Annotated in this window: 23 protein-coding genes; 14 read left to right on the top strand and 9 right to left on the bottom strand. The window is 67.0% G+C overall.

Annotation, left to right across the window (positions count from 1 at the left end; translation table 11 throughout):
• Positions 1-2 precede the first annotated feature (2 nt).
• Positions 3-239: a hypothetical protein gene (locus tag ACE37B_RS20730; RefSeq protein WP_409925258.1), complete on the bottom strand. Its 237-nt coding sequence runs from the start codon at positions 237-239 to the stop codon at positions 3-5.
• On the opposite strand from ACE37B_RS20730, the gene ACE37B_RS20725 reads away from it, so the two are divergent.
• The 4 genes from ACE37B_RS20725 (at position 156) to ACE37B_RS20710 (ending at position 3,956) form a co-directional block, all read left to right on the top strand.
• On the top strand, positions 156-548 hold the full coding sequence (locus tag ACE37B_RS20725) for an RNA polymerase sigma factor (RefSeq protein WP_409925257.1): 393 nt from the start codon (positions 156-158) through the stop codon (positions 546-548). The genes ACE37B_RS20730 and ACE37B_RS20725 overlap by 84 nt on opposite strands.
• Positions 545-1,885 (top strand): hypothetical protein, encoded by a 1,341-nt coding sequence (locus tag ACE37B_RS20720; RefSeq protein WP_409925235.1) that lies wholly within the window; start codon positions 545-547, stop codon positions 1,883-1,885. Before ACE37B_RS20725 ends, ACE37B_RS20720 begins: the two co-directional genes overlap by 4 nt.
• 203 nt (positions 1,886-2,088) lie before the next feature.
• On the top strand, positions 2,089-2,643 hold the full coding sequence (locus ACE37B_RS20715) for an RNA polymerase sigma factor (RefSeq protein WP_409925234.1): 555 nt from the start codon (positions 2,089-2,091) through the stop codon (positions 2,641-2,643).
• Positions 2,640-3,956: a hypothetical protein gene (locus ACE37B_RS20710; protein ID WP_409925233.1), complete on the top strand. Its 1,317-nt coding sequence runs from the start codon at positions 2,640-2,642 to the stop codon at positions 3,954-3,956. Before ACE37B_RS20715 ends, ACE37B_RS20710 begins: the two co-directional genes overlap by 4 nt.
• A 347-nt stretch (positions 3,957-4,303) precedes the next feature.
• Here ACE37B_RS20710 and ACE37B_RS20705 read toward each other — a convergent pair whose 3' ends face one another.
• From ACE37B_RS20705 to ACE37B_RS20685, 5 genes are all read right to left on the bottom strand, one after another.
• Entirely contained in the window at positions 4,304-5,578 is a 1,275-nt protein-coding gene (locus tag ACE37B_RS20705) for a tyrosine-type recombinase/integrase (RefSeq protein ID WP_409925232.1), read from the bottom strand.
• Entirely contained in the window at positions 5,575-6,609 is a 1,035-nt protein-coding gene (locus tag ACE37B_RS20700; protein WP_409925231.1) for a tyrosine-type recombinase/integrase, read from the bottom strand. The genes ACE37B_RS20705 and ACE37B_RS20700 overlap by 4 nt, the downstream gene beginning before the upstream one ends.
• 390 nt (positions 6,610-6,999) lie before the next feature.
• The gene (locus tag ACE37B_RS20695) at positions 7,000-8,094 is read right to left on the bottom strand and encodes an IS5 family transposase (RefSeq protein ID WP_409922866.1); all 1,095 of its coding nucleotides are present in this window, start codon (positions 8,092-8,094) and stop codon (positions 7,000-7,002) included.
• 63 nt (positions 8,095-8,157) lie between these two features.
• A complete protein-coding gene (locus tag ACE37B_RS20690; RefSeq protein WP_409925230.1) occupies positions 8,158-8,634 on the bottom strand; it encodes a hypothetical protein in 477 nt (158 codons plus the stop codon).
• 71 nt (positions 8,635-8,705) lie between these two features.
• A complete protein-coding gene (locus ACE37B_RS20685; RefSeq protein ID WP_409925229.1) occupies positions 8,706-9,089 on the bottom strand; it encodes a TIGR03792 family protein in 384 nt (127 codons plus the stop codon).
• A gap of 24 nt (positions 9,090-9,113) precedes the next feature.
• On the opposite strand from ACE37B_RS20685, the gene ACE37B_RS20680 reads away from it, so the two are divergent.
• Positions 9,114-10,298 carry a pyridoxal-phosphate-dependent aminotransferase family protein gene (locus ACE37B_RS20680; RefSeq protein ID WP_409925228.1) on the top strand — a complete coding sequence of 395 codons (1,185 nt, stop codon included), beginning with the start codon at positions 9,114-9,116 and terminating at the stop codon, positions 10,296-10,298.
• A gap of 81 nt (positions 10,299-10,379) precedes the next feature.
• On the opposite strand, the gene ACE37B_RS20675 is transcribed toward ACE37B_RS20680, so the two are convergent.
• Positions 10,380-12,761: a glycosyl hydrolase family 65 protein gene (locus ACE37B_RS20675; protein ID WP_409925227.1), complete on the bottom strand. Its 2,382-nt coding sequence runs from the start codon at positions 12,759-12,761 to the stop codon at positions 10,380-10,382.
• 89 nt (positions 12,762-12,850) lie between these two features.
• On the opposite strand from ACE37B_RS20675, the gene ACE37B_RS20670 reads away from it, so the two are divergent.
• The 3 genes from ACE37B_RS20670 (at position 12,851) to ACE37B_RS20660 (ending at position 18,173) form a co-directional block, all read left to right on the top strand.
• A complete protein-coding gene (locus ACE37B_RS20670) occupies positions 12,851-15,178 on the top strand; it encodes a family 65 glycosyl hydrolase domain-containing protein (protein WP_409925226.1) in 2,328 nt (775 codons plus the stop codon).
• A 95-nt stretch (positions 15,179-15,273) separates the two neighbouring features.
• Positions 15,274-17,700 carry a lysylphosphatidylglycerol synthase domain-containing protein gene (locus ACE37B_RS20665; protein ID WP_409925225.1) on the top strand — a complete coding sequence of 809 codons (2,427 nt, stop codon included), beginning with the start codon at positions 15,274-15,276 and terminating at the stop codon, positions 17,698-17,700.
• Positions 17,701-17,768: 68 nt separating this feature from the next.
• The gene (locus ACE37B_RS20660; RefSeq protein ID WP_409925224.1) at positions 17,769-18,173 is read left to right on the top strand and encodes a GFA family protein; all 405 of its coding nucleotides are present in this window, start codon (positions 17,769-17,771) and stop codon (positions 18,171-18,173) included.
• Between the two features lie 3 nt (positions 18,174-18,176).
• Here the strand turns inward: ACE37B_RS20660 and ACE37B_RS20655 are convergent, their stop codons facing one another.
• A complete protein-coding gene (locus tag ACE37B_RS20655) occupies positions 18,177-18,659 on the bottom strand; it encodes a CoA-binding protein (RefSeq protein WP_409925223.1) in 483 nt (160 codons plus the stop codon).
• A 45-nt stretch (positions 18,660-18,704) separates the two neighbouring features.
• Between ACE37B_RS20655 and ACE37B_RS20650 the strand changes: the two genes are divergently transcribed.
• The gene (locus tag ACE37B_RS20650) at positions 18,705-19,001 is read left to right on the top strand and encodes a Dabb family protein (RefSeq protein ID WP_409925222.1); all 297 of its coding nucleotides are present in this window, start codon (positions 18,705-18,707) and stop codon (positions 18,999-19,001) included.
• Between the two features lie 36 nt (positions 19,002-19,037).
• On the opposite strand, the gene ACE37B_RS20645 is transcribed toward ACE37B_RS20650, so the two are convergent.
• Entirely contained in the window at positions 19,038-19,541 is a 504-nt protein-coding gene (locus ACE37B_RS20645) for a tyrosine-protein phosphatase (protein WP_409925221.1), read from the bottom strand.
• A 139-nt stretch (positions 19,542-19,680) separates the two neighbouring features.
• Between ACE37B_RS20645 and ACE37B_RS20640 the strand changes: the two genes are divergently transcribed.
• The 5 genes from ACE37B_RS20640 (at position 19,681) to ACE37B_RS20620 (ending at position 26,140) form a co-directional block, all read left to right on the top strand.
• On the top strand, positions 19,681-20,817 hold the full coding sequence (locus ACE37B_RS20640; RefSeq protein WP_409925220.1) for a nitronate monooxygenase: 1,137 nt from the start codon (positions 19,681-19,683) through the stop codon (positions 20,815-20,817).
• 42 nt (positions 20,818-20,859) lie between these two features.
• Positions 20,860-21,411, top strand: a complete 552-nt coding sequence (locus ACE37B_RS20635) for a hypothetical protein (RefSeq protein ID WP_409925219.1) — start codon at positions 20,860-20,862, stop codon at positions 21,409-21,411.
• Entirely contained in the window at positions 21,408-22,295 is an 888-nt protein-coding gene (locus ACE37B_RS20630; protein WP_409925218.1) for an HTTM domain-containing protein, read from the top strand. Before ACE37B_RS20635 ends, ACE37B_RS20630 begins: the two co-directional genes overlap by 4 nt.
• Positions 22,296-22,357: 62 nt before the next feature.
• Complete coding sequence (locus ACE37B_RS20625; protein WP_409925217.1) at positions 22,358-24,814, top strand: RCC1 domain-containing protein; 2,457 nt, start codon at positions 22,358-22,360, stop codon at positions 24,812-24,814.
• Positions 24,815-24,892: 78 nt separating this feature from the next.
• Positions 24,893-26,140 (top strand): NAD(P)/FAD-dependent oxidoreductase, encoded by a 1,248-nt coding sequence (locus ACE37B_RS20620; RefSeq protein WP_409925216.1) that lies wholly within the window; start codon positions 24,893-24,895, stop codon positions 26,138-26,140.
• The last annotated feature ends 20 nt before the right edge of the window (positions 26,141-26,160 follow it).

The following is a 26,160-nucleotide window of genomic DNA, read 5'->3' as shown; positions in this document are numbered from 1 at the left end:
GGTCAGGTCGAAGTATGGAGCACAATCTGGCGATGGCTGATCGGATCATCGGCGATCCGATACTCGGCCGACAACCACGAGATACCCCCGCCGATGGCGCGACAGGAATCGATGTCGATCGTCTTTTCCGCGAGCATCGTGTCCGTCTGACCCGGTTGGCGACGGCGATCACGCTCGATCGCCACCGTGCAGAAGACGTCGTACAGGACGCGTTCGCGGGTCTGCATCGCAACGCTCATCGCGTGAGCAACCCGGGCGGCTACCTGCAACGCTCGGTCGTGAACCTCTCGATCAAGGTGCAGCGGCGACGCCACACCGCCACGCGTTACCGCCCCGACCAGTTGCCGCTGTCCGGGATCCCCGAGATCGACGAAACCTGGCAAGCCGTCTCTCGCCTTCCGCCACGACAACGCGCCGTCGTCGCGCTCCGCTATTGGGAAGACCTGAGCGAAGCCCAAATCGCCGCCGCCCTCGACTGGCCCGCCGGAACCGTCAAGTCCACCCTGCACCGGGCACTCGCCCAACTGAAGAAAGAGATCGCACGATGAACACCGAACTCGACAACACCCTCAGCGACGACGAACTCGACGCCCGCCTCCGCACCACGTTCGCCACCGTCATGCCCCTGCTCGACACCCCATCGACAGCGACCACCAGCAGCGGCGGCAGCGAATCGGACACCGACGGTGAACTCCTCGTCTTCGACCTCGCTGCGACCCCGTCACCGCCGTCGCGGCGCAGGATGACCGGAATCCTCGGAGCGGCCGCAGCAATCGTGCTCGTCGTCGCCGGGCTGTCCGTCGCCCAACGCGACCCATCCCCGACCCCCGCAGCGAGCGAACCATCGCAGCTTCCGCCGCCCGCCGAGAGCACTCCCGGGTCGGAGGTCGTCGAGTACGAGATCGCTCCACCAGTCGGTACGTATCCCGTGGTCTCATGTGAGGAGAACAACACCGGGCCGTGCAACCCGTACGCCGACCTGCCTGTCGCCGCCGGATTGTCCGACTTCTACGTCGGCCCCGAACGACTCGGTACGCCAGTGGTCTCACTCGACGAGTTCGGGCGACTCGTGCGCTGCACCACCCTCGACGCAACCGGCGCGACGTGCGACAAGCTCGAGGGCTACGCCGGTGTCGGGATCACCCGCTACCCGAGCGTCGGCACCGTCGACAACTCAGGCGGCGCGGACGCTGGCGGGCTCGACGTCGAGATCGGCACCACGTTCACCGACATCGCCCCGATCGACTACGCCAGAAAGTGGGGCAACGACCCCGAGCTCGGCGATGCGTCAATCGAGGACGTCGAGGTGAGAGGGCAAGCAGCGGTGACCTACGCCTACGCAGGTTCCCGCTACGTCGCCTGGACCGAACGCCCCGGAGTGCTCGTGTGGGTCAAAGCCGCCAACGACGCACCCGACAACCTCCTCGAGATCGCCGAAGGGGTGAGGCGCGTTCCCGGCCCGGCCACGATCCCCTGGATCGTTTCGGTGCCCGACGAGAAACACGGCAACGTATACGACGCAAGCAGCAACGACGCTGACACCCTCTTGGTGGGGAGGCACAGCGATGGCAGCGAATGTGTCGGCCTCGGCTACATCGAGAGCGCTTGCACCGGCGCCATCGGCGAACAGACCTTCGCCAAGATCGTCGACGATCGTGCACTCGTCACCGGCATCGCCCCAGCCACCGTCACCGCTGTACGGGTCTCGCAGAACGGCACGAAACTCGTCGAAACCCCAACCCGACCCATCGACGCCTCACCCAACCTGCTGTTCAGCGAATACGTCGACGTCGAAGGACCCGTCACCGTCGAATGGATCGACGCCACCGGCGTCATTGCCTCCACCGACATCGAGATCGACTTCTGCCGCACGGCATGCGGCTGACGTACGCGCAACGGAAAACCGTGGCCCAGGTTCGCAGTCGTCGTCGACACACCGCGTGCATCTCGATCGCAGGCCGCGAGTCGAATCGAGAAGTGGAGAGCGCCGCTCAGACGCTTCAGGTCGCTACTCCAGCGCCGTCGATGACGACATTTCGGGGGACGCGTGTGCACGCTTGACGGCGGTGCTGACGTCTTCAGGGTGTGATGACACGACACGACCAGCTTTCCGCACCGCCGGGGCCCGACCGGTGGGATCGACCCGCTGAAGCGGAGCCCGACCCGGTGACCCCACCCGAGAATAGGCACGCGGACCTGTGGTCCGAACACGTCGCAGACCTGACCCGATTCGCGACGGTGATCGTCGGCCCACACGACGCACACGATGTCGTGTCGATCGCCTTCCACCGGGTCACGCACCGGCTCGACGGCGGTCACGACATCAACAACCTGCGGGCCTATCTGATGCGCACGATCACCAACATCGCCGCCGACCAGCACCGTTCCCGACAGCGACAGCAGGCCCGAGACCTGCGAGCCGCCGCCGGTCGACCGAACAGCATTCCCGAGCCGGCGGCACCCGACGTCGACCTGCGGCGTGCGGTCGCCGACCTCAGCGTGCAACAGCGCGCTGCTATCTACTTCACCTACTGGGAAGACCTCGACTCGCGGCAGGTCGCCCAGCTTCTCGACATCGCCCCCGCCACTGTCCGACGGCACCTTGCCCGGGCCCGCCACCAACTCCGAAAGGAACTCTCATGAACGACCTCCGCACCCGCCGCAACGACGACGCCGAACTCCATACACCGATCATCCACGCCCTCGACGCACTGATGACCGCCGCCCCCTCCCCGCAGTCCGAACCGACCGATGCGAACCTCCTCGGACGACACGAACCCACCGACCACCGCTCACGCACCCTTGTCGCCGCCGCTGCGGCTGGTGTGCTCGGCCTCGGTGTGGCCGGACTCGTCGTCACGAACCAACCCGACGACCCCGCCGTGTCCCAACCGGGCCCGCAGCCGTCCGTATCCGAACCGGCCGCCAGCCCACCGGGCACGCTCGCCCCACCGACCGCAGCGGATGTCGACGACCCGCTCGCCGACCTCACCGGGTTCGTGCTGCCCGCCCACCTTCCGGACGGATACGAGATCACGAACCTGAACGCCATGCCGGTGTACTCAAACCAGTTCGACAACACCGACACCGACGCCGCCCCTACCGAGGTCGGGGTCGCGACGGACATCTGGCTCAACCGGACCGACGGTCAGCCAGGTGGCTTCGTCAGCGTCACGAGTCTCCCGCACGCGAGCAACGAGACACTCGACTCGCTCCTACAGGATCGCGAAGGATTCGAGCGACAGCAGATCGGCGGGATCGAACGCAACGTTCGGATCCAACCGCCAGACGCACTCGGTCCGTTCACGAACATCGAGTGGATCGAAGGCGACCAGATCATCACCGTTGCCGGACGCGCTACCCCCAACGAGGTGATCGCCGTCGCCGAAGGTGTGGCGGCGACGAGCCGCGACGCCTTCGTTGCCGCAGGCGCATCGATCACCGACAGCGCCGCCGCACTTGACGTGCTCGACGAAGTGACCTTCGCCGACGGCACCCGGGTCTCGGTGCGCAGCCTGACACCCGGTCCGTCGGGGAGCGGTGCCGTCGCGATGTGCGTCGACGCTCCGACCCAGCAATGCCACTTCTCCTTCAGCGAGACAGGCATCGGTGGGGCATACCAGGACAACCTGATCGCGGCCTTCGACATCGACGGGAACACGGTGCTGCTGGTGTGGCACGACACAGCCGAAGCCGAACGTGTCGGCGACCCGTCGCTCACAACGTCAGGAATCGTTTCGGCCAGCACCATCCCATCAGACGAGGCGGCCGCTGCGCCGCTCGCACCGGAGACAGCTACCAGCACTGCCGAGATCACCGAGCAAATCGCCACCGACCTCGGCCGGTTCACTCGGGTCGACGTCCCCGCCGGCGAGACTCCCCCCCAGCTCACGTACGAAACCGAGACCGGCCAGATCGGGTTGTCCACAAGCGCACCGAGCAGCTACCGCTTCTGATCGACACGCACCACTTGGCGGTCCGTGCGCCCGGTGCCCGCCGGGCGCACGGGTGCGATCATGCCACCACCACACCGACGCTGCCCTACCAGTCCACCATTGCCTCAGCTGACCGCGCACCCATTTGCCTGGAACCTCCCCCAGATTCGACACCACCAATGACGCGGCGAGAACGAGTCAACTCCGACGGCACCTGCATCGCTCCCAGCCAACACGCTCGTACCGAGGCACTTCCGATCGGTCGATTTACCGCCGGCACCCGAGCGATAATCACGACCCAGAGCGCCCCGGCCCGCGCCGCATCGCCGGCGATATGTAGGTGACGGTTGTCAAGGAAGAGTTGGCGGTCATGTCGGGTCTCCGATCTCGGCGAGCAGATTGGTGAAGAGTTCGGCCCGGCTGGTCTGGTCGTTGGCGGCGGCGTGATCGCGTTGGCGGAGCACGACGGGCTGGAAGGTGGCGTCGGTGGTGAAGTGGACGCAGGACTCGCAGATCGATTCGAAGCTGCAGTCGAGCTGCGCGGGTCGTTGGCACCAGCCGTTGCCGAGGAGGCGGTGGTGGACTTCGTTGCTCATGCGGCGCATGTTCGGCCCGATCGTGTCGGCCGGCAGTGGTGCGTCGGTGCTGTAGAGCGCTTCGACCTTGGCGGCGACGGCCGCGTATTCGTTGGCGACAACGCGGTTGGAGATCTGCGCGTAGCGGCGCGTCATGTCCAAGGATCGATGCCCGAGCAGGGCAGCGATGACGTCGATGGTCATGCCGCGGTTGATGGCTTGGGTGGCGAAGGTGTGGCGGAGCCGATGCGGGTGAACGGTGCTGGTGATCCCGGCTCGCTTGGCGACGCTCTTGACCCAGCTGTCGACGGTGTAGCGGTTCAATAGTCCTTCGGCTCCGGACAGGAGCCGGCCGGGGGTGAACGGTCCGTCACTTGCTCGATATTCGGCGATGAGTTCGACGAGGTGCGGGTGCAACGGGATGAAGCGGTCGTTGTGGAGCTTGCCGACGGGGATGCGCAGCCAGGGTTCGCCGTCCATGATCGACACGGCGTCGGCTTCGAGGGCGCAGAGTTCACCGACGCGCATGCCGGTGCGAGCGAGCATGTCGACACCGAGGCGACGATGCAGCGCAGGTTCATCCGCGAGGGCGCGCATGAACTTGGTGTAGTCGCCGTCGTCGAGGAACTTCGGCAGTGACTCATCACGTTTGGGGACATCACCGAAGAAGATCGGCACTCTCGCCGGAGCGTCGTCCCAGTCCCACTCGATGATGCGAATGAAGAACATGCGCAGACTCCCGAGACGCCGCCGGAACGAGGTCGTCTTGAACGGTTGCCCCTTGATGCCAGGCTGGGCGTGCTGCCAGACCTTGAACGCTTCGACGTGGGAGCGGTCGATGTCCGCGACGCAACCCAACGCCGGGTCGTGGCCGATGAGGAACCCGGCGAAGATCCGCAGGTCGGTGTCCGTCGCAGTCACGGTCGCGGGCCGAAAAGACACCGTGACCTGGGCCAAATAGGCCAGCATCGTCGCCGCCAACTGCGGAACCGCAGCCTCGATCTGCTCCCAGCTCGAGGCGACCTTCGGCCGCTCGACCGGGCCAACGACGGCAGCGACGGCGTTCATCGGGTCACCGCCGACCGGTCGGCGTCGATGCGTGTGCTGGCCTTCAGGTATTCGCTCGCCAGCCAGTCGTTCGTCAGGTGCAGATACATCCGAGTCGTTTCGATCGAGGCGTGACCGGCCTGGGCCTGCAACGCCTCGATCGACATGCCCGCCTCACGCAGCCGGGTGAAACACGTGTGGCGCAACTGGTGACACGACGCCTGGGCGAGACCGGCGCGGCGGCGAGCACCGCGCATGATCTCATCGAGCCCGAACGCCGACAACGGCGCCCCACGCGTCGGACCGCGCAGCACCACGAACACCGCATCCGTCGACGCGTCGGTCGGGCGTTCCTGGTCGAGATAACGCGCCAGGGTCGTGAAGAACCGTGCCGACATCGGGATCAGTCGTTGCCGGCCGCCCTTGCCATCGGCGATGAACACCTTGCGTTCTGCCGAGCGGACATCTTCGAGCCGCAACCCCAGCACCTCACAACGCCGCAACCCGCCGAGCAGCATCGCATCGACCATCGCCCGATCACGCTCGGTCCGCAACGCCGCCACCAACCGATCCACATCGCCCGGTGACAACACCTTCGGCAACGTCACCGGCGTGCGCACCAACGGTGCTCGACGACGCGGCCCCGACCGTTGATGACGAGTCACCAACCCACGCGGCACCGGGTTCCGCGTCACCGAGGTGTCATCGCGGACCATCAGATACGCGTAGAACCCCGACACCGACGACAACCGTCGACGGATCGTGCGCGGCGACAACCCCTCCGACCGATCGATCGACACCACCTTGCCGCCACCATCACCGTTGCGCTGAGCAGTGATGAACGCCATCACATCCGCGGCGGTCACCCGCACCGGCGTCTTGTCGACGAACGAGAAGAACACCTTCAAATCGAACGCCACCGCCCGGATCGTGTTCGGCCTCGCCCGAGCCCGAAGAAACTCGAGATACGCGTCAACCAGCGGATGACCGACCGTCACCACCAGCGACCCATCCGACCTCTCGGACTGCACCACAACCGGCTTCCAACGCATCACGAGCTCCTCACCATCGAGCCCGCTCGCAGGCACATTACGAGCCCAAACGACACCCACATATCATGCGAAGTGTGTGAGGTCAACGGAGAGTTGGCCGAGCGCATCATCACTGTGAGTATCAGTGGGCCGGTCGAGCGAGATCGCCTGCCCCAACGTGCCGCTCGCGAACACTCCCGATGCGTCGTCTGGCGTGGCACCAGCTAGCAGGGTGCTGAAATTCGGGGTCTGAGGGCGGGACGCCCGGATCGAGGGCGGCCCGCCTCGTTGTCATTGCGCTGGCTTGGTCTTCGATGTCAGTTTTCGGGGATCTCCGTTGTCGGTTTCGGGTGATCGCTCACTGATCCCCGACTCCGGAGGCGGCCGGTGGCGACCTTGCCGAGGTGATCTTCATCCGGTTGCGGCGTCGAGGGCCGTGATCCGGATCAGGTTGTAGACGGCGGCTTCCATCTTGAACCAGGCCCGGTTCCGGTCGTTGCCGATGTAGCGGACCTTGCGGCCCTGGCCGACTGTCTTGATCCAGCCGAACGGTTCCTCCACCCGCTTTCGGATCCGCTGCGACACGGTGTAGCCGGCGTGGCGGGTCGTTCTGGCGTCGATCGCCGATCTTCGGTTGGTGTTGTTCTGCGCGACGTGCGGCGTGAACCCGGCGGCGCGAACGTCTTTCACGAAGTTCTTCGTGTCGTAGTTCTTGTCGCCCGCCACCGTTCTTCGCCGACCACTCTTCGGCAGTCGTTTCAACATGTCGATCGCGCAGTCACGTTCTGCGAACCCGGTCGCCGCTGTCACCTCGGCATCGGCGATCAACGCCGAGCGGTGCTCGATCAAGAGGTGACCGGCGTAGCAGAGCTGGGCGGCGGTGTTGTTCGACTTGCGATACAAGCGTGCGTCCGGATCGGTCGTCGACGCGTGCGTGTCGTTCGAGCGTTTCTGGCCGTGCCACTGCACCTCGGAGTTGCGGCCCTTTGGGCCCTCGTTGTTGTCGCTGCCCGAGTCGTCTTTGGGCTTGAACGACTTGTGCGACGCCCACGCCTGCAACAAGGTGCCGTCGACGGAGAAATGATCCGACGACATGTACCGGCGCAGCTTCGCCTGGCGGACCACGGCGGCGAAGAACTCGTCGGCGATGTCAGCGTCGAGGAGGCGTTGGCGGTTCTTGGAGAACGTCGAAGCGTCGAACGAAGCTGCATCGATCGGGAGGTCGAGGAACCACTTGAACAACATGTCGTAGTTGAGGCGTTCGCAGAACGCCCGCTCGGAACGCATCGAGTACATCGCCATCAACACCGACGCCTTCAACAACTGCTCCGGCGGCACCGACGGACGTCCCGACGTCGCATACATCGCCTCGAACGAAGTGTCCATCGAGGCAAGCACGGTGTCGACCACCACACGGATCCTCCGGATCGGGTGCTCGGCCGGGATCAGGTCCTCGGTGCTCAACGACGACAACAGAGCAAGCTGACGATCAGGCGTTCCACGCATGACCCCATTCTTTTCCATCCAGACACAGAACGCGAGCACCAATCCGGGTTTTTCAGCACCCTGCTAGTAACTGCCGGGAGTGAAGGCGAGGTCGCCGGCGACCAGTGGTGAGCGCACCACGACGCAATCACTGCGCACGTCGGTCGCCGCCCCGTCGATGCCCGTCTGCCACCAGATCCGGGGCTCGACGCCCACGATGCGGAACTCGGTGATGTGGCTCGGGTCGGGGGATGCGGGAGCGAGCGTGAGGTGCAACGAGTTCCGCACCCATTCGGCGCGCGTCATCGCCAGGTTGGGGAAGTCGACGTCGACCACCTGCGGGCATCGCTCGATTCGGGATCGTGCTGTCGACGACGGCTGCGACGATGCGCCGAGCAACTTCGCCATGATCGCACGCATCGGCTCCTGCCAGGCGGGGATCTGCGCGGCGATCTGGCCGAGTTCGAGCGCGGTGTCGAGCGGGTCGGCCACCCCGGCGGGAGACGACGCTGCGTCGTGCACGGATCGCAGCCATTCCAGCGATGCCGCCGACAACCCCACCGGGAGAACCTACCGCGACGAGAAGAGCAACACGAAAGGTCATCGTGCCTGGCACCATGACCTTTCTGGGGTCAGGTGCGTTCGAAGCGGCTCCAGCGGTGGATGCCGTAGTCGGACTCCTCGTGGAGTGCACGGACGAGTTCGACCGGATGGGTGAAGCGCTCGTCGAAGGCCGCTTGCAACGCTCGTTGCACCTCGCCGTCACCGACTTCCATCCACGCTTCGATCGACTCCCAGACGAAGACGATCGTGATCTCACCGGGCTTGGAGTCGTCGAGCCACACCTCCTTCGACACGAACGGAATCGCATCGAAGCCGTCGAGGAACGCCTCTCCGAGCGTCCACACCTCGTGGTCGACGCGCAAGAACTCCTCGACGTGGCTCGGGTCGACCTGGAAGATCAACACCTCGACCGGAAGGCGCTCGTGGGAGGAATACCGAAATGCGCCGTCCATATCCGGCGACCGTAGCCTCGCCGCATGACGCTCCGCCACGGACGACCCCACGTCGCCATTCCCGGCCCTTCGATCATCCCCGATCGTGTGCTCGCGGCGATGCAGCGTCCGATGCCCAACATCTACGAGGGTCCGCTGGTCGACGTGTCGAACAGCATCTTCGAGGATCTTCCGAAGATCGCTCGCACCGACGGGGAGGTGTTCATCGTCATCGGCAACGGCCACGCCGCCTGGCAGATGGCGGTGTCGAACACGATGCGCCGCGGCGAGAAGATCCTCGTGCTCGAGTCGGGAACGTTCGCCGTGGTGTGGGGCGAGCAGGCCGCGTTGAGCGGAGCCGACGTCGAGGTACTCGCGTCGGTTCCGGGACACGCCGTCGATCCTGCCGCCGTCGAGGCCCGCCTCGCCGACGACGTCGATCATGACATCAAGAGCATCCTCGTCGTCCTCACCGATACGGCGACCGGGGTGCGCAACGACATCGCGGCGATCCGCCGAGCGATCGATGCCGCCCGGCACCCGGCGCTGCTGATGGTCGATGCGATCGCGTCGCTCGGGTGCGATCGCTACGAGATGGACGAGTGGGGCGTCGATCTCACCGTGGCCGCCAGCCAGAAAGGCCTGATGACACCGCCGGGAATCGGCTTCGTCTGGGCGGGCGAGAAGGCCCTGGCCGCACACGCGCGGGCCGACATGCGCGTCGGCTACTTCGACTGGGCGTCACGACGCAACGTCGACGCGCACTACCAGCTCTACAACGGCACCCCGCCGATCTCGCACCTGTACGCGCTGCGCGAAGCACTCGACATGATCTTCGAGGAGGGGTTGGAGTCGGTGTGGAACCGCCACGAGATCCTGGCGTCGTCGGTCTGGGCAGCCGTCGATGCCTGGGCGACCGATGACGGCATCTCGTGCAACATCGCCGAGCGGGCGTCACGCTCACACGCGACCACGACCGTGCGCACCGGCAGCATCGATGCCGACCGGCTGCGAGCGATCTGCGAAGAACAGGCCGGCCTCACGCTCGGTCTCGGGATCGGCGGCGACGAGCCCCGATTTCGCATCGGCCACATGGGTCACCTCAACCCCCCGATGCTCCTCGGCACGCTCGGCACGGTCGAAGCGGCGCTCCTCGCGCTCGGCGCACCGATCGGTGGCTCGGGTGTCGCCGCCGCCGCTGCCGTCATCGCCGACGCGCTCGATGTCTGACCGGCCGGCCTAACCGCGCCGTGCGAACCGGAACGGCAGAACCGGCGAGTTCGGCTCGCGGCGAACGAACGGGCGCCGCCCTCAGCGTCCGAGCGCGACCATGGCTCCCGGCGCGACATCCTCGGACGCGTCGCCGACCCGAACTCGCACCGCCGCGTCGTTCGCGGCGGCAGTGACGACACGCACCTCGTCCGGCGTCACCGTCACGCGCACCCGCTGGCCGCGCCAGCGCAGCGGATACGAGATCGAGCGCCACGACGACGGCAGTGCCGGGGCGATCACCAACGTGTCATCGTCGAAGCGCAAACCGCCGATGCCGTAGACGGCCAACTGCACCGTGCCTGCGCACGCCGCGGTGTGGATGCCGCCGATGAAGGTGCCGGCGACCACCGCGTGATTCGCGTTGAGCAGGTCGACGGTGGCGGTGGCGCGGAAGTGGCCGAGCGCCACCTCGGCGCGCCCCAGCCGAGCGGAAACCATCCCGTAGGCGGCATGGCTGAGCGACGAGTTGTGCGAGCAGCGCGGCTCGTAGTACTCGTAGTTCGCCGCGGCGACCGCGTCGTCGAAACGGTCGGCGTGCAACCACACCAACATCGCGACGTCGGCCTGCTTCGACACCTGCGTCCGCACCGCTACACCGTTCGGCCAACCCCAGTACTCGGACGGATCGAGCAGACGCGACCGCACGACATCGGGCGTGACGTCTTCGAGGTCGAAGAACCCGTCGAACTGCTCGATCAACCCGGTGTCGGGATCGGGCTGCGGCAGATGCAGTCGTTCTCGAACCCGTCTCCACGCATCGAGGTCGTCGTCGGTGACGCCGATCCGCTCGCAGAGCTCTCGCAGCTGCTGCGGGTGGCTGACGGCGAGACGCTCGTGGATGCCGATCGCGACGTCGAGCGCAGCGTGCGTCTGATAGTTGGTGAACGCGTTGTCGTCGACGTTCTCGTGCCACTCGTCGGGTCCGAGCAGTCGGATGTTGTGGAACGTGCCGCGCCAGTCGTCGTAGCGGACGAACGAGCGCAGGAACTTGGCGACCTCGAACGCGATCTCGGCACCGTGGTCGACGAGGAAGTCGACATCGTCGGTGACGTCGAGGTAGCGCTGCAGCGTCGTCACGATGTCGGGCGCGATGTGCATCTGCCAGACGTTGAAGTGGTTGCGGATCGGCCGCCCGGTCAGCACGTCGTGGAAGAACACGTCGGGGCACAGCTCGTCGCCGGTGGTCCCCGAGATCCAGGCGTAGTACGCGCCGTCGTAGCCGAGCCGCGCCGCCTTGCGACGTGCGCCGTCGAGCGTGCGATGTCGGTACACCAGCAGCGACCGGGCGATCTCCGGGTCGGTCGCCAGGAACGCCGGCAGGTTGTACACCTCTTGGTCCCAGAACGCCGCTCCCTGGTACGCCTGACACGACAACCCCCGAGCGCCGATCGGCAGGTGATCGGTGTGCGCGGGGGTACAGATCCGATTGTGGAACGCACTGAAGCGGAGTGCCGCCTGGTCGGTGATCGAACCCTCGATGACCACGTCGGTCTGGTCCCACACCTGCCCCCACGCGCGCCGGTTCCGGTCGCGACACGCATCGAAGACGTCCTCACCGCCCACTCGGACGGCGTCGACGACGAAGGGGCGCGGTGCCACACCGTCGTTCGACGACGCCACCGCCGCGACGAGGTCGACCACGAGGGTCCCCGCGTCGCAGGTCCCGACCTGCGACGTGACGGCCCGCCCGTCCGCCGGCTCGACTGCCGCCAGCTCGACATCGAGCGGCGTCCAGTTCGTCGCGGCGCTCGCGTCGACGGCGACGGACGTGGCCGTCGCGATCTCGATGCCGCTCTCCACCGTCGTGGCGAACGCCGTCACGATCGACCGGCCACCCGAGCTGTCCCACTCGTGATCGACGCTCGGGAGGTGCACCCCGTTGAGACTCCACGGCACGAGATCGACACCGGCGCTCACGTCGACACGCGCCGGACGATCGAGCGTGATCGACAGCCGCTGGCCGAGCAGATGCAGGTCAGCGAGGCTGGCGAAGCGCGCGACGTCGAGCGTAACATCGACGTCGCCGACGACGTGGCGCCGGCGCGCCCGGAACTCCCCGGCGGCGAGATCGAGCGTCGCCTCGACGTCGACCGCGTCCTCGATGCGCAGCGCGACGCCGTCGATGCTGACCTCGACGTACAGCGGATTCGGCGCGGTGGTCAGCTCGCGCCAGTGACCGTCGGCGCAGTCGTAGGTGTCACTCACCACCAGCGCGACGTAGCCGTCGGCGCGCTGCTCGGGCCAGGTGGCTCGATAGCCGAGATATCCGTTGCCACACATGAAGTTGGAGCCGACTGCGACGGCGTGCTCGACCTCCCAGCCGGTTTCGGTCAGCTGCCAGCCCCCGAGGTCGGACACCCACAGCGAGTCGGTGAAACGTGCGTCGGATCGGGCGGGAAGGGTCGAGGTCATGGTGCGCATCGGCCGGCATCGCACAGCCGAAGGTCGGTGGGCGCCCACGACTGTAGACAGCGCGGCGCGGCATCGTCGACCGTCGTAGCCTGCGACGTGTGAAAGACCTGGTGACTCCGGACCCTTGGGCGGTCGTACAGCACGGCTTCGACGCAACCCGACATCGCATCTACGAGAGCTTGTTCAGCCTCGGCAACGGGCACTTCGGCGGGCGCGGCAATCACGAGGAGCGCTACTCCGGTGACACCCTCCGCGGCAATTACCTGGCTGGCGTCTACTACCCCGATCCGACCCGTGTCGGCTGGTGGAAGAACGGCTACCCGGACTACTTCGCGAAGGTCCTCAACGCGCCCGATTGGAAGGCGCTGGATCTGCTCGTCGACGGCGAGCCGGTCGATCTCGCGACGGCCGAGATCGTCGACTACCGACGAGAGCTCCACCTGCGAACCGGTGAACTCGAGCGCCACGTCCGCGCCGTCCTCGCGAACGGACGCAGCGTGGCGATCGAGTCAGTGCGCTTCATCTCGATGACGCGGCGCCACCTCGGTGTGTTGCGCTATCGCCTGACCGTGCTCGACGGACCAGCGTCGGTTTCGATCGAGTCGCAGGTCGACGGTGACGTGGTCAACGAGGACTCGAACTACGACGAAGGGTTCTGGAACCGCGTCGAGGAATCGGTCGACGGCTCGCGGACCACGATGATCACCTCGACGAAGAAGACCGAGTTCGTGGTCGCCACGTCCGCCGACGTCCTGATCGGCGTGGGCAGAGCACCCGAACCCGTACCCGCGGAGCAGTGGCGGCCGAGCACCCGTGATCGGTTCGCGTCGGCGACGACATCGATCGACGTCGACCGGGGGCAGACGATCGAAATCGTGAAGTTCGGTTCGACCATCTCGACGCGCGACCGACCGGGGGCCGCGGGAGCGGAGTTGGTCGGCGCAGCGCATCACGAACTCGACGACGCGATCTCGGTCGGCTTCGACCTGCTCCGAGCGGAACACCGCGCCGCATGGGAACGGCGGTGGGAGATCAGCGACGTCGTCATCGACGGCGACCCGGCCGCCCAGCAAGGCATCCGCTTCAACATCTTCGGGCTCAACTCCACCTTCACCGGCGACGACCCCGATCTCAACATCGGACCCAAGGGCTTCACCGGCGAGAAGTACGGCGGCGTCACCTACTGGGACACCGAAGCGTTCTGCCTGCCGTTCTACCTCGCCACCGCCGAACACGAGGTCGCCAAGAACCTCCTCCGGTACCGACATCGTCACCTCGACAAGGCGATCGAGAACGCCGCGAAGCTGGGGTTCCGCGACGGCGCTGCGCTGTACCCGATGGTGACGATCAACGGCGAGGAGTGCCACAACGAGTGGGAGATCACCTTCGAGGAGATCCACCGCAACGGGGCGATCGCGTTCGCGATCTTCAACTACATCCGCTACACCGGCGACGACGCGCACCTGCTCGAGGGAGGCATCGAGGTACTCGTCGCGATCTCGAGGTTCTGGGCGCAACGGGTGTCGCAGTCGCAGGTCGACGGGTCGTGGGTGATGCTCGGCGTGACCGGGCCGAACGAGTACGAGAACAACGTCGACAACAACTGGTACACGAACCTGATCGCCCAGTGGACGCTGCGCTACACGCTCGACGCGATCGAACACGCTCGGTCGATCGACCCGGTCCGGATCGACCAGGTCCTGACCGAGATCGGCTTCGACGCAGCGAACGAGCCGGCCCGCTGGACGTCGATCGCGGACGGGATCCGCCTCCCGCACGATCCCGAGCGAGACGTGTTCCTCCAGCAGGACGGCTACCTCGACAAGGAGCACCTCACGGTCGCCGACCTCGATCCGGTCGAGCGGCCGCTGAACCAGCACTGGTCGTGGGATCGGATCCTGCGCTCACCGTTCATCAAGCAAGCCGACGTGCTGCAGGGTCTGTGGGTGTTCGAGGACCGCTTCGATCTCGACACGCTGCGGCGCAACTTCGACTTCTACGAGCCGCGCACCGTGCACGAGTCGTCGCTGTCACCGTCGGTGCACGCCGTACTCGCCGTGCGGCTCGGACGCCTCGACAAAGCGCACGAGATGCTGCTGCGAACCGCACGCCTCGACCTCGACGACTACAACCACGACACCGAAGACGGCTGCCACACGACCTCGATGGCTGGGACGTGGATCGCAGCCGTCCACGGCTTCGGCGGCCTGCAGGTCGTCGACGGAACGCTGCATCTCGATCCGGTGCTCGCGCCCGGATGGACGCGCTTGGCGTTCCAGGTGCAGTACCGCGGACGTTGGCTATCGGTCACTGCGACCACCGATCACGTGACGATCGTCAACCGCAGCGACCGCGACGTCGCGATTCGCCGCGGTGACGCCTCGATCGACATCGTGCGCCTCGGAACCGTCACCCTGCCAGCCTGAGGCCAGCCGTCCTGCCGGTGTGCGCCATCGTGGTCGCCCGACCGGTATCGCGCAGCCATGAGTGCACAGGGCCGGCCGCATAGGCTTGTCACACCGTGACGAGTACCGCTGACGACGCCGACGAATCCGTTCGCAGCACGTCGAGCTCAGTGCTGCTCTTCCCGTCGCCGCCGTCATACCAGCGGTGGTCGGCCGGTCATCTGCTTCGACTCCTGATCGGACTGGGTCTCGTCGGCATCGGACTGTTCGCAGCAGCGTTCGCCGAATCGACGATCTCGGGGTTCGAGCGCGACGTGGTCGATGCCGTCAGCCGAATCCCCAACCAGATCGAACAGGCGGTCCTCGGCGCAGCGCAGATCATCGCGACCTTCGTTCCACTCATCGCCCTCACCTTCATCATCTGGACACGACGCTGGCGACTCCTCGCGACCCTGTGGTTGTCGTCGGCAGCTGCGAGCGTCGCCGTCTCCCTGCTCACCTCGTGGCTGGGCGACCGCAATGTGGCCGACATGCTCGCCGACCGCACCGAGAGCGGCACCACGCTCATCGCCGCATCCTTCCCGACGACGGAGTTCCTGAGCTCGGCGGTCGCCACCGTGGTGGTCGGAGCGGCGCATCTCCCTCGTCGATGGCGACGCGCGTGCTGGACGTGGGTCGTGATCTTGATGGTCCTCCGGCTGCTCGGGCCGGGCCAGCCGCCACTCGACGTCTGGATCGGCGCCTCGATCGGTCTCGTGGTCGGCTCGCTCGCCCTGGTGCTCTTCGGGTCACCCAATCTCGAACCCCGACCCGACCAGGTGCTCGCTGCGCTCCACGTCATCGGACTCGACCCGATCGAGGTGCGGCGCCTCGAAGGAATCAGCAACGGCGCCGTGTATGAGACCACCGAGCGCGACGGTGCAGAGCGCTTCGTCAAGCTGCGCACTCCCGAAGACCGCAGCTGGGATCTCCTGACCCGGTTGTATCGCGCGGTGCGACTCCGATCGTCGGAAGTCGGACGCCCGTACAGCACGCTCAAGCGCCGCGTCGAACACGAGGCCCTCGCCGCTCGTACCGTCCGCGACGGCGGTACTCGCAGCCCGACGGTGGTCGGCCTCGGAGTCACCGACGCGGGAGCCGCGTTCCTCGTCGAGGAGCGCATCGCTGGGCGGCGTCTCAGTGCGGTGCCGACCGAGGAATTCACCAACGACGTGATCCGTTCGATCTACCGCAGCGTCCGATCCGTCCACGAGACGCGGACAGCGCATCACCATCTGACGCTCGACAACATGATCGTCGACGGCGACGGAGAGGTCTGGCTCGTCGACTACGACGACGCCGAACTCGCCGCGCAGCCGCGGGAGATCTCGCGTGACGTCGCCGAGGTACTCGTCGCGATCGGGCTCGTCGTCGGTCCGGAGCGCAGCGTCGCCCTGGGAGTCGACGAACTCGGCGCCGATGCCGTGGCCCGAGCGTTGCCGCTGGTGCAGCCGCTCGCCTTGAGTCGTTCGCTCGGCAAGTCGATCAAGGCGGAGCGCGATCTGCTCGACCGACTCCGGCACGAGATGCACGAACGCACCGGTGCCGACGACGTGCCGCTCGAACGCCTCGCCCGGGTTCAGCGGCGAACGCTGCTGATGATCGTCGCCGGCGCGCTGGCGTTCTATTCACTGCTTCCCCAGTTCGGCAATCTCGGCGACACCGTCGACGCCTTCGGCGCGGCACGTTGGGAATGGCTCCCGGCCGTGCTCGCTGCGGCTGCGGCCTACTTCGTGTTCGCGACGATCTCGTTCCTCGGCTCGGTCGCGCAACCGATGTCGGTCGCCGCGTCCGCCCGCAGTCAGGTGGCCTCGTCGTTCGCTCAGCTCGTCGGCCCGGCCAGCGCCGGCAAGATGGCGCTCGCCGGTCGGTTCCTGCAACGCAACGGGCTCACGCCCGCAGAGGCGAGCGCCTCGGTGGCGCTGAACACGATCGCCGGTCTCGTCACCCACCTGTTGTTGATGGCCGGGTTCTTCGCGTGGGCCGGTGGTGCCGACGTCGGAGGCGTGTCGCTGCCGAGCCTCGGCACCCTGCTGCTCGTCGCCGCCGTCGCGATCGCAGCCGCCGGAATCGCCTCGCTGTTCTCGGTGGTCAGGCGCACCGTGATCCGCCCGATCATCGACGGAATCAGGCGGGCGGCGGGCTACGTGGCTCAGGTCGTGCGCAGCCCGATCCGGGTCACGGCGCTGCTCGGCGGGTCGTCGCTGATCACCCTCAGCTATCTGTTCGCGCTCGTGTTCGCGGTCGAGGCGTTCGGCGGCGGGCTCACCGTCGCGCAGATCGGAGCTGCCTATCTGGGCGCCGCTGCGATCGCGAACATCGCGCCGACACCCGGCGGGCTCGGACCACTCGAGGCGGCGATGATCGCAGCGCTCACCGGGTTCGGGCTCGAAGCAGCCGTCGCGATCTCGTCGGTGCTCACCTTCCGTCTCGCGACGTTCTGGCTCCCGATCGCACCGGGCTGGCTCACCTTCCTGTGGATGGAACGCCGCGGCGAGATCTGACGCGAGGCGACGCTGTATGCCGACGCTTCGGCCCGAGGTCCGGACCGTCGATCGGGTACGTTTCGCCGATGTCTCTCAGCGGCCGGTGTCTGTGCGGATCGATCTCCTATGAACTGTCGGGCGACGTCATCGCCACGGCTGTGTGTCACTGCGACAACTGCCAGCGACAGGGTGGCAGCGCGTTCTCGGTGAACCTCGTCGCCCACGAGAGCCAGTTGACGGTCACGGGCGAGTTGGCGACCTTCGAGGATCGCGGCGAGAACGACGACGACGTCTACGTGCTGCGCCGGTTCTGCGGGTCGTGCGGATCGCCGATCTACTCGGCGCTCGTCTACTCCGAGGGCATCATCGCGGTGAAGGCGGGCACCCTCGACCACAAGGCCGATGTGAACCCGACCGTCCAGGCGTGGTGCGACCACAAGCAACCGTGGGTCGACCTCCCCGGGATGGCGATCTCGCTCGACCGGGAGTGACGCTCAGCCGTCACCCTCCGGAGCGTCACGGCGGGGGAGTTCGTCGCGATGTCGGGCGTGGTCGACCTTGATGCAGCGATCCTGCACGACATCGAGTCCCGCGGCGACCGCACGCGCCGCTGCGGTGTCGTCGACGAGTCCGAGCTGGAACCACAGCGACGACGCGCCGACGGCGATCGCCTCGTCGGTCACCGTGGCCAGGTCCTCGGTCTTGCGGAACACGTCGACCATGTCGGGGACGACGGGGAGGTCGGCCAGCGAGGGCACGACCGGGCGACCCAGGATCTCGGTTTCGAACGGGTTGACGAACAGCAACTCGTAGTGCGCATGGTGCAACAGGTACGCGGCGACCTCGTGGCTCGCCCGCATCGGGTTCGCCGAGATCCCGACGACGGCGATGGTCTGGGTCCGTCCGAGGAGTTCGACGAGCGAGCGTTCGTCGGTGATCGACGATCCTGGTGATGATCCCGGTGACGCGGCGTTCATCTCGGCAGTGTGGTCGCCGCGCCGGCGAGATGGAACACTGGGGCGATGTTCAGACACGTGGTCATGTTCAAGTGGAACGACGATGTCGACGACGCGCACGTCGACGCGACGGCCGCCGCGCTCGACGAGTTGACCGCACGGATGCCGGAGGTGCGCGGCTACCGACACGGCCGTGACCTCGGGCTCACCGAGGGAAACTTCGACTACGTGATCGTCGGGGAGTACGAGTCGATCGACGACTACGTCACGTATCGAGATCACCCCGATCATCGGGCGCTCATCGCGAACTACATCGCCGGTCGCGTCTCGGCTCGCGCAGCGGTGCAATACGACGCCAGCTGACTCGAGCCCGGTTCAGATGCCAGTCAGATGGCAGGTTCAGGCGAGGTGTTCTGCGAGGGAGATGATCAGCTCGCGTTGCGGGCCAGCCTCGGGACCGGCGCCGCGACGCTCGGAGGCGACCTGACGCAGCGCCTCGGGCATCGGCACGCCCAGCATCATGAGGGTCCCGACGGCCATCGTTCCCGCTCGGCCGATGCCCGCCGAGCAGTGCATCAACACCGGATCACCCGCGTGGAGGAGCCCACTGATCTCCTGGAGGATCGGGAGCGCATCGGCGAGTCGCGGCGCGTGGAAGTCGGGCATCGGAAACCAGCGTGCGTGGCGGGACGTTCGCAGCCAGTCGACGTAGCCCGGGAACCGCTCGAGGTCCCGCTCCTCGTTGAGACTGACGACGTAGGTCGACGGGCCGAGATCGGCTCGCACCGCTTCGGGGTCGGGAGCGACGACGTGTTTGCCGCACAGCCAGAGATCGCTCGCGCCGTCGGGCGTGGTGATCCGGTCGAGGCCGCCGTCGAGTTGACGGCCGATGGGCCAACTCATGTCGCTGCTGTTCTCTCGTTCTGCACGATGCCTCCCGTCACCAGCGCCGCAGGTTAGTACGAACGTCCGCGCCACGTGAGGCCAACCCGCAACCGGTTCGGATTCGTCCACGATCGGCCGACACCGCGAGGATGGGCGGATGAAGACTGCTGTGACCGACATGCTCGGCATCGAGTTCCCGATCCTCGCCTTCAGCCACTGCCGCGACGTCGTCGCCGCGGTGACCAAGGCGGGCGGCATGGGCGTGCTCGGTGCCGTGGCACATTCGCCCAAGCAACTCGAGATCGACCTCGACTGGATCGAGAACGAAGTCGGCGACCGACCGTACGGCGTCGACCTGATCGTCCCGGCCAAGTACGCCGGTGACGGCGACGGCGGCTACACGATGGACGACATCCGCAAGCTGATCCCCGACACGCACCGCGAGTTCGTCGACGACATCCTCGCCCGCTACGACGTGCCCGAACTTCCCGACGGCGACGAGTCGCCTGGCACCTACGGCAACGACGGCGCCGCCCCGTTCAGCGCGAAGAACGCGATGCCGCAGCTCGACATCGCGCTCGCGCACAAGACCGCGTTCGTCGCGAACGCGCTCGGCCCGCCCCCGCAGTTCCTCATCGACCGCTGCAAGCAAGAGGGCAAGCTGATCGGCGCGCTCGCCGGGCGTCCGCAGCATGCCGAGCGCCATCAGGCGGCCGGCGTCGATCTGATCATCGCGCAGGGGTCTGAAGCCGGTGGCCACACCGGTGAGATCGGCTCGATGGTGCTGATCCCCGAGATCGTCGACGCGGTCGACATCCCCGTACTCGGCGCCGGTGGCATCGGTCGAGGACGCCAGATGGCCGCGGCGATGGCGCTCGGCGCGCAGGGTGTGTGGTGCGGCTCGGTCTGGTTGACGACCGACGAAGCCGAGACCCACCCGGCGGTGAAGAAGAAGTTCCTCGCCGCGACCTCGGCCGACACGATCCGGTCGCGATCGCTGACCGGCAAGCACGCTCGCATGCTGAAGTCGAAGTGGACCGAGGAATGGGAGCGCTCCGACACCCCCGACCCGCTCGGCATGCCACTCCAGCCGATCCTGACCAACGCCGCACAACAGCGGATCAACCGCGCGGCCAACACGCCCGGCTCCGGTGCCGAGGAACTGGCGAACTACTTCGTCGGACAGATCGTCGGCACGATGAATCAGCCGAAGTCGGCCGGCCAGGTCGTGATGGACATGATCGAAGAGTTCATCGAAGCGACCGAGGCACTCGCCGCGCAGCTCAGCTCCTGACCCGCTCAGCTCGATACCGGGTACCGGAGTACGGTCTGCGCGGTGAGCGAGCAGGCGGCTGAGCAACAGGCCGATCGCCACACGCAGGTCGTCCAGACGCGAGGTGGTCGCCTCGCGGTCGGCGTGGCCCTGGTGATCGCCGCGATCTGGATCGTCGGGCCGAACGTCCCGGTTGGGCCGATGCGGTCGTCGATCGACGTCGTCTGGAGTCCGGCGGCCGAGATCGGTCTCGTGCAGGACTGGGCCGTCTTCAGCCCGAACCCTCGCGATCAGTCGCTCGACGTCCGAGCCGTCATCGAGCACGAGGACGGCAGCGCCGAGCTCTGGGACGTGCCCGAGTTCGATCCGGTACTCGGCGCGTACCGCCAGTACCGATGGCACAAGTGGCAGGAGCGCATCCGGCTCGACGCGCAGAGCGAATCGTGGGAGCCGACGGCGCGTTGGCTCGCCGAGCGCCACACTCGCGACGGCGAGCTGCCCATCCGGATCACGCTCGTCCGACGGTGGATCGATCACGAACCGCTCACCGCCGACGGCACCGTCGACAGCGACGCGAACGAGTTCGCGTTCTACGTCTGGGAGCGAGACGCGTGAGCACCGTGTCGGCAGTGGCGCAGCGCGTCGATCGGCTGCTGTTCGTACCGCAGTCGGCGTGGCCGATCGCCATCGCTCGCATCGTCATCGGCGTGGCGGTCCTCGGCTGGAGCGTGTCGATGATGTTCGACGTCGACGCGTTGCTCGGCAGCGACGCGTTGATCGGACCCGAGTTCGCCAGCGACCGGTGGCGGTGGATCGCGCTCGACTCGACGGCGGCGGTGTGGATCGCGCTCGTTCTCTTGGTCGTGGCCTCGGTCGGCATCATCGTCGGCTTTCGGTCGACGTGGTTCCTGCTCGCCGCATTCGTGCTGCTCGTCGCCGTCCAACGCCGCAGCCCGATGATCCTCAACTCGGGCGACATCATCGTCCGCAACCTCACGCTGTTGCTCGCCTGCTGTCCGACTTCCGCCGCGCTGTCGGTCGATCGCTGGCGTCGCGAAGGGCGTGCAGCGCTTCGCACGGCGCCGCTCGTCGCACCCTGGGGGCTGCGGCTCGTGCAGTTGCAGGTGATGGTCGTCTACTTCTTCGCCTTCTGGGGAAAGAGTGGCGACCTGTGGCGTGACGGCACGGCGGTGTCGACGTCGTTGCGCCTCCTCGACCTGCAGCGGTTCGGCCAGCTCGACGTCCTGGTCGACAGCGTCGTGGTCATCGCCGTCCTCACGTGGGGGACGCTCGCCGTCGAGCTCGCACTCGCCGGACTGCTGTGGCATCGACGCGCCCGGCCGATTCTGATCGTGCTCGGCATCACGCTGCACCTCCTGATCGACTCGTTCCTGCTGGTCGGATTCTTCGGCATCGCGATGATCGCCGGCCTGATGACGTTCCTCGACGGCGAACGCATCCACGCTCGGCTCACTCGCCGTTCGACAGCCAGCACATAATCCTCGACATCGCGGCACGGCGATACGCAACACTTCGTACTCCGCCGTCGAAGGGACCCGCCATGAAACGATTGCTGCTTGCGCTCGCGCTCGCTGTGTCGACCATTGCAGCAATCGGTACACCGCCTGTGTCGGCGGAGCGCTCCGAGGCACCGCCGGGCGCTGCCCGTGAGACGGCCGCCCGCCTCGCGAACGGCGCGGTGAACACCTGCATCATCCTCGACAACGAGCAGGTTCGGTGCTGGGGCAGCCTGTCGGCAACCGGTGTCCCGGATTCCGGCAACATCGGCGACGACGAGACCCCCGACCAGGTCAGAACCGTCGACGTCGGCCCGGGGCGAACCGTGAAAGAGGTCGGGGTCGGCGAGAACTTCGCCTGCGTGATCCTCGACAACGGCGACGTGCGCTGTTGGGGCTACCAGACACTCGGGCCCACGCTCGGTGTCCCCGAATCGAACGGCGCGCGGATCGGCGACAACGAAGAACCCACGTCGATCCCGACCACGAACGTCGGCGGCAAGGCGGTCGCCATCGCCACCAGCTACCGCGGCGGCTGTGTCATCCTCGAGAGCGGCGACGTCCAGTGCTGGGGCTCGAACGACGGGGGGCAAGTCGGCACCGGTGACAACGGACCCAGCGGAGACACCCTGCGCGACATCGGCGACGACGAGACGCCGGCCAGCGTCGGCCCCGTCGACCTCGGGCCCGGAAACACCGCGACGGCCATCGCCGGAGGGCGCTTGCACAACTGCGCGATCCTCCAGACCGGCGAGGTGCGGTGCTGGGGTGCGAAGGAAGCGATGCCCGGCCAGGTCGAAGACATCGGTGACAACGAGTCCGTCGCGTCGGTGCCCGTCGTCGATCTCGATGGCGAGAAAGCCGTGGCGATCAGTGCAGGTTCGCGCGCGACGTGTGCACTCACCGATGACGACTCGATCTGGTGCTGGGGACAAGGAACCGCCTCACGCAACGCCACGGGCGGCAACTCGAACAACGTGCAGCCAGACAAGATGGACCTCGGCGGCAACGTGCCGGTCTCGGTCACCGTTGGCTTCGACCACGCCTGTTTCGTGAACGACGTCGGCCAACTGTTCTGCTGGGGCGACGGTGACGACGGACGCCTCGGCTACGGCAACGAGGACGACGTCGGTGGAGGAACAGTCGGAGACCCAGGGTCACCGTTGACGGGCGGGCCGGTCGACGTCGGCGCCGGTCGCACCGTGCTGGCCGCGTCCGCTGGATCCACGACGACGTGTGCACTGCTCGACAACCTCACCGTTCGCTGCTGGGGTCAGGGAGGGATCATCGGCACCGGCACGACCGACAACGTCGGTGACGACGAACTGCCCGGCTCGGTACCCGTCGTCAACTACGTCGGCACCGCCGCCTTCACGCCGCTGTCGCCCGCGCGCATCCTCGACACGCGCCCGGGCATGATGGCGCCCGCCGGCAGCCCGAAGGGCATCGTCCCGCCGGGTGGCACGATCGACGTGCAGATCACCGGCGAAGGCGGCGTGCCAGAGACCGGCGTGTACGCGGTCGTGCTCAACGTGGCGATGGCGAGCCCGACCAACTTCGGTTTCGTCACCGCGTATCCGACCGGAAGCGGTCGTCCGAACGCTGCCAACTTGAACGTGCAAGACGGCAACGCCTCGAACTCGGTGATCGTGCCCGTCGGCGACGACGGGCGGGTCTCGCTGTTCTCCACGGGTGGCGGACATCTCGTCGCCGACGTCTTCGGCTACTTCGAGCAGACCGGTTCGTCGACATCGGGACGCCTCGTCGGAGTGGCACCGTCGCGCATCTTCGACACGCGGCCCGGCTCCCCGCAGCCGGGGCCGAAAGGTGCGATTCCGAGGGGCGGCACGATCGAGGTGCGGGTGACCGACACCAACGGGGTACCCGGAGCCGGCGTGTCGGCAGTCGTGCTCAATGTCACCGCCGTGCGAGCCAACGGCAACGGGTTCGTCACCGTGTGGCCCGGCGACGAGGCGCAACCGACGACGGCCAACATCAACGTCTCGACGCGCACGCTCACACGACCGAACACGGTGATCATGCCGGTGTCCGACACCGGCACGATCAAGCTGTTCACCAGTTCCGGCGCGCATCTCGTCGCCGACGTGTTCGCGTACTTCACCGACGACACCGCCGCCGACACCGACGACGGGTTGTTCGTACCGATCTCGCCGACGCGACTCTTCGACAGCCGACAGGTCGGCCCACCGTTGCCTGCCGACGGTCAGACCAGCTTCGCGGTGACCGGTCGTTTCGGGATCCCGACGACGGCGAACGCCGTCGTGCTCAACCTCGCAGCGATCCAGGGCCAGCAGGGCTACATCACCGGCTGGCCGGCCGATCAGGCACGGCCGGACACGGCGAGCCTCAACGCGCCCGGGCCCGACACCAACATCTCGAACCTGGCGATCCTGCCGCTCAGCCTGCCGTCGGGCCAGATCAGCGTCTACAGCGAGAAGGGCGCCCACGTCGCCGCCGACACGGCGGGCTACTTCATCTGACGATCACCCATCCAGAGGTGGCGAACGACCACCGAGCACGACGGTGCTTTTCCGCGCGATTCGGGGCACCGTAGACCGGTGGAACACGTCGACATCGCAGTGATCGGAGGCGGTCCGGCTGGTGCAGCGACCGCCATCCGCGCCGCCCGCCAAGGCGCCAAGGTCGTCGTCTTCGAAAAGGGGGCGCACGGTCGCGACAAGGTGTGCGGCGACGGACTGACCCCTCGCGCCGTCGGTGCGTTGAACGAATTGGACATCGACATGAGCGATGCGCATCGCATCCGTGGATTGCGCATGATCGCCGGGAAGAAGGTGCGCGAGCTCGACTGGCCCACGACCGATCGCTTCCCGAACCATGGAGCCGTCTGGCCGCGGCGTCGACTCGACGCCGCACTGATCGACGCTGCTGCCGCAGCCGGTGCCGACATCCGTTTCGAGACCGAGGCGGTGCCGCTGATGGACGGTGACCGCGTGATCGGTGTCGAAGCCAAACCGAGTGGCGATGCCAACCGGTCAGCGCCGTCGCACAAGATCGGCGCCGACCTCACGGTCGCAGCGTGCGGCCCTCCCGGCGCGGTCGCTCGGATGCTCGGCGCCAACCGCGTCGAGGGTGAGACGTTCGGGCTGGCGATTCGCACCTACGCCGAGACCCCACGGCACGATGACGTGCACCTCGAGGCCATGCTCTCGTTGAAGGACGAGCACGGCACCGCGGTGCCCGGCTACGGCTGGATGTTCCCGGCCGGCGACGGCACGGTCAACATCGGTGTCGGCGCGTTGTCGACGATGAAAGGTTTCAAGAAGCTCAATCTCAACACGATGATCGAGATGTACCGCGGCGCGGTCAGCGACGAGTGGGAACTCGGCCCGAACCTCGAGCGGCCTCGGGCGTGGCGGCTGCCGATGTCGGCACAGAAGCGGCACGGCCCCGGGTGGGTGGCCATCGGTGACGCGGCCGGTCTCGTCAACCCGATGAACGGTGAAGGCATCGACTACGGGTTGGAGTCGGGGATGCTCGCTGCCGACTTGTTCGTCGACGATCCGGCAACGGCGCCGGCTCGCTACGACGAGCTCGTCGGAGAACGCTTCGACGCGTTCTTGCGGACCGGTCGGCGCTTCTCGTTCCTCATCGGGCATCCATGGATCCTCAAGACCGGGCTGCGCATGTCGGTCAGTACTGACGCCATCGCCAACATCACGCTCGCCGTGATGGGCAACCTCGTCGACAACTCGACCCCGGGTGCGGCCGGCAAGGTGATGTGGCTCGCCGACAAGTCGCTCGGCCTCGCCGATCCGATCCTGCGCAAGACCCGCGCCGCCGCCTGACCGACTGCCAGGCGTATCGG

Origin of the sequence: Ilumatobacter sp. (genome assembly GCF_046290335.1) — a bacterium.
Lineage (GTDB): Bacteria > Actinomycetota > Acidimicrobiia > Acidimicrobiales > Ilumatobacteraceae > Ilumatobacter_A.
Note: the sequence above shows the minus strand (reverse complement) of the source record. Positions and strands in the feature narration are given on the sequence as shown.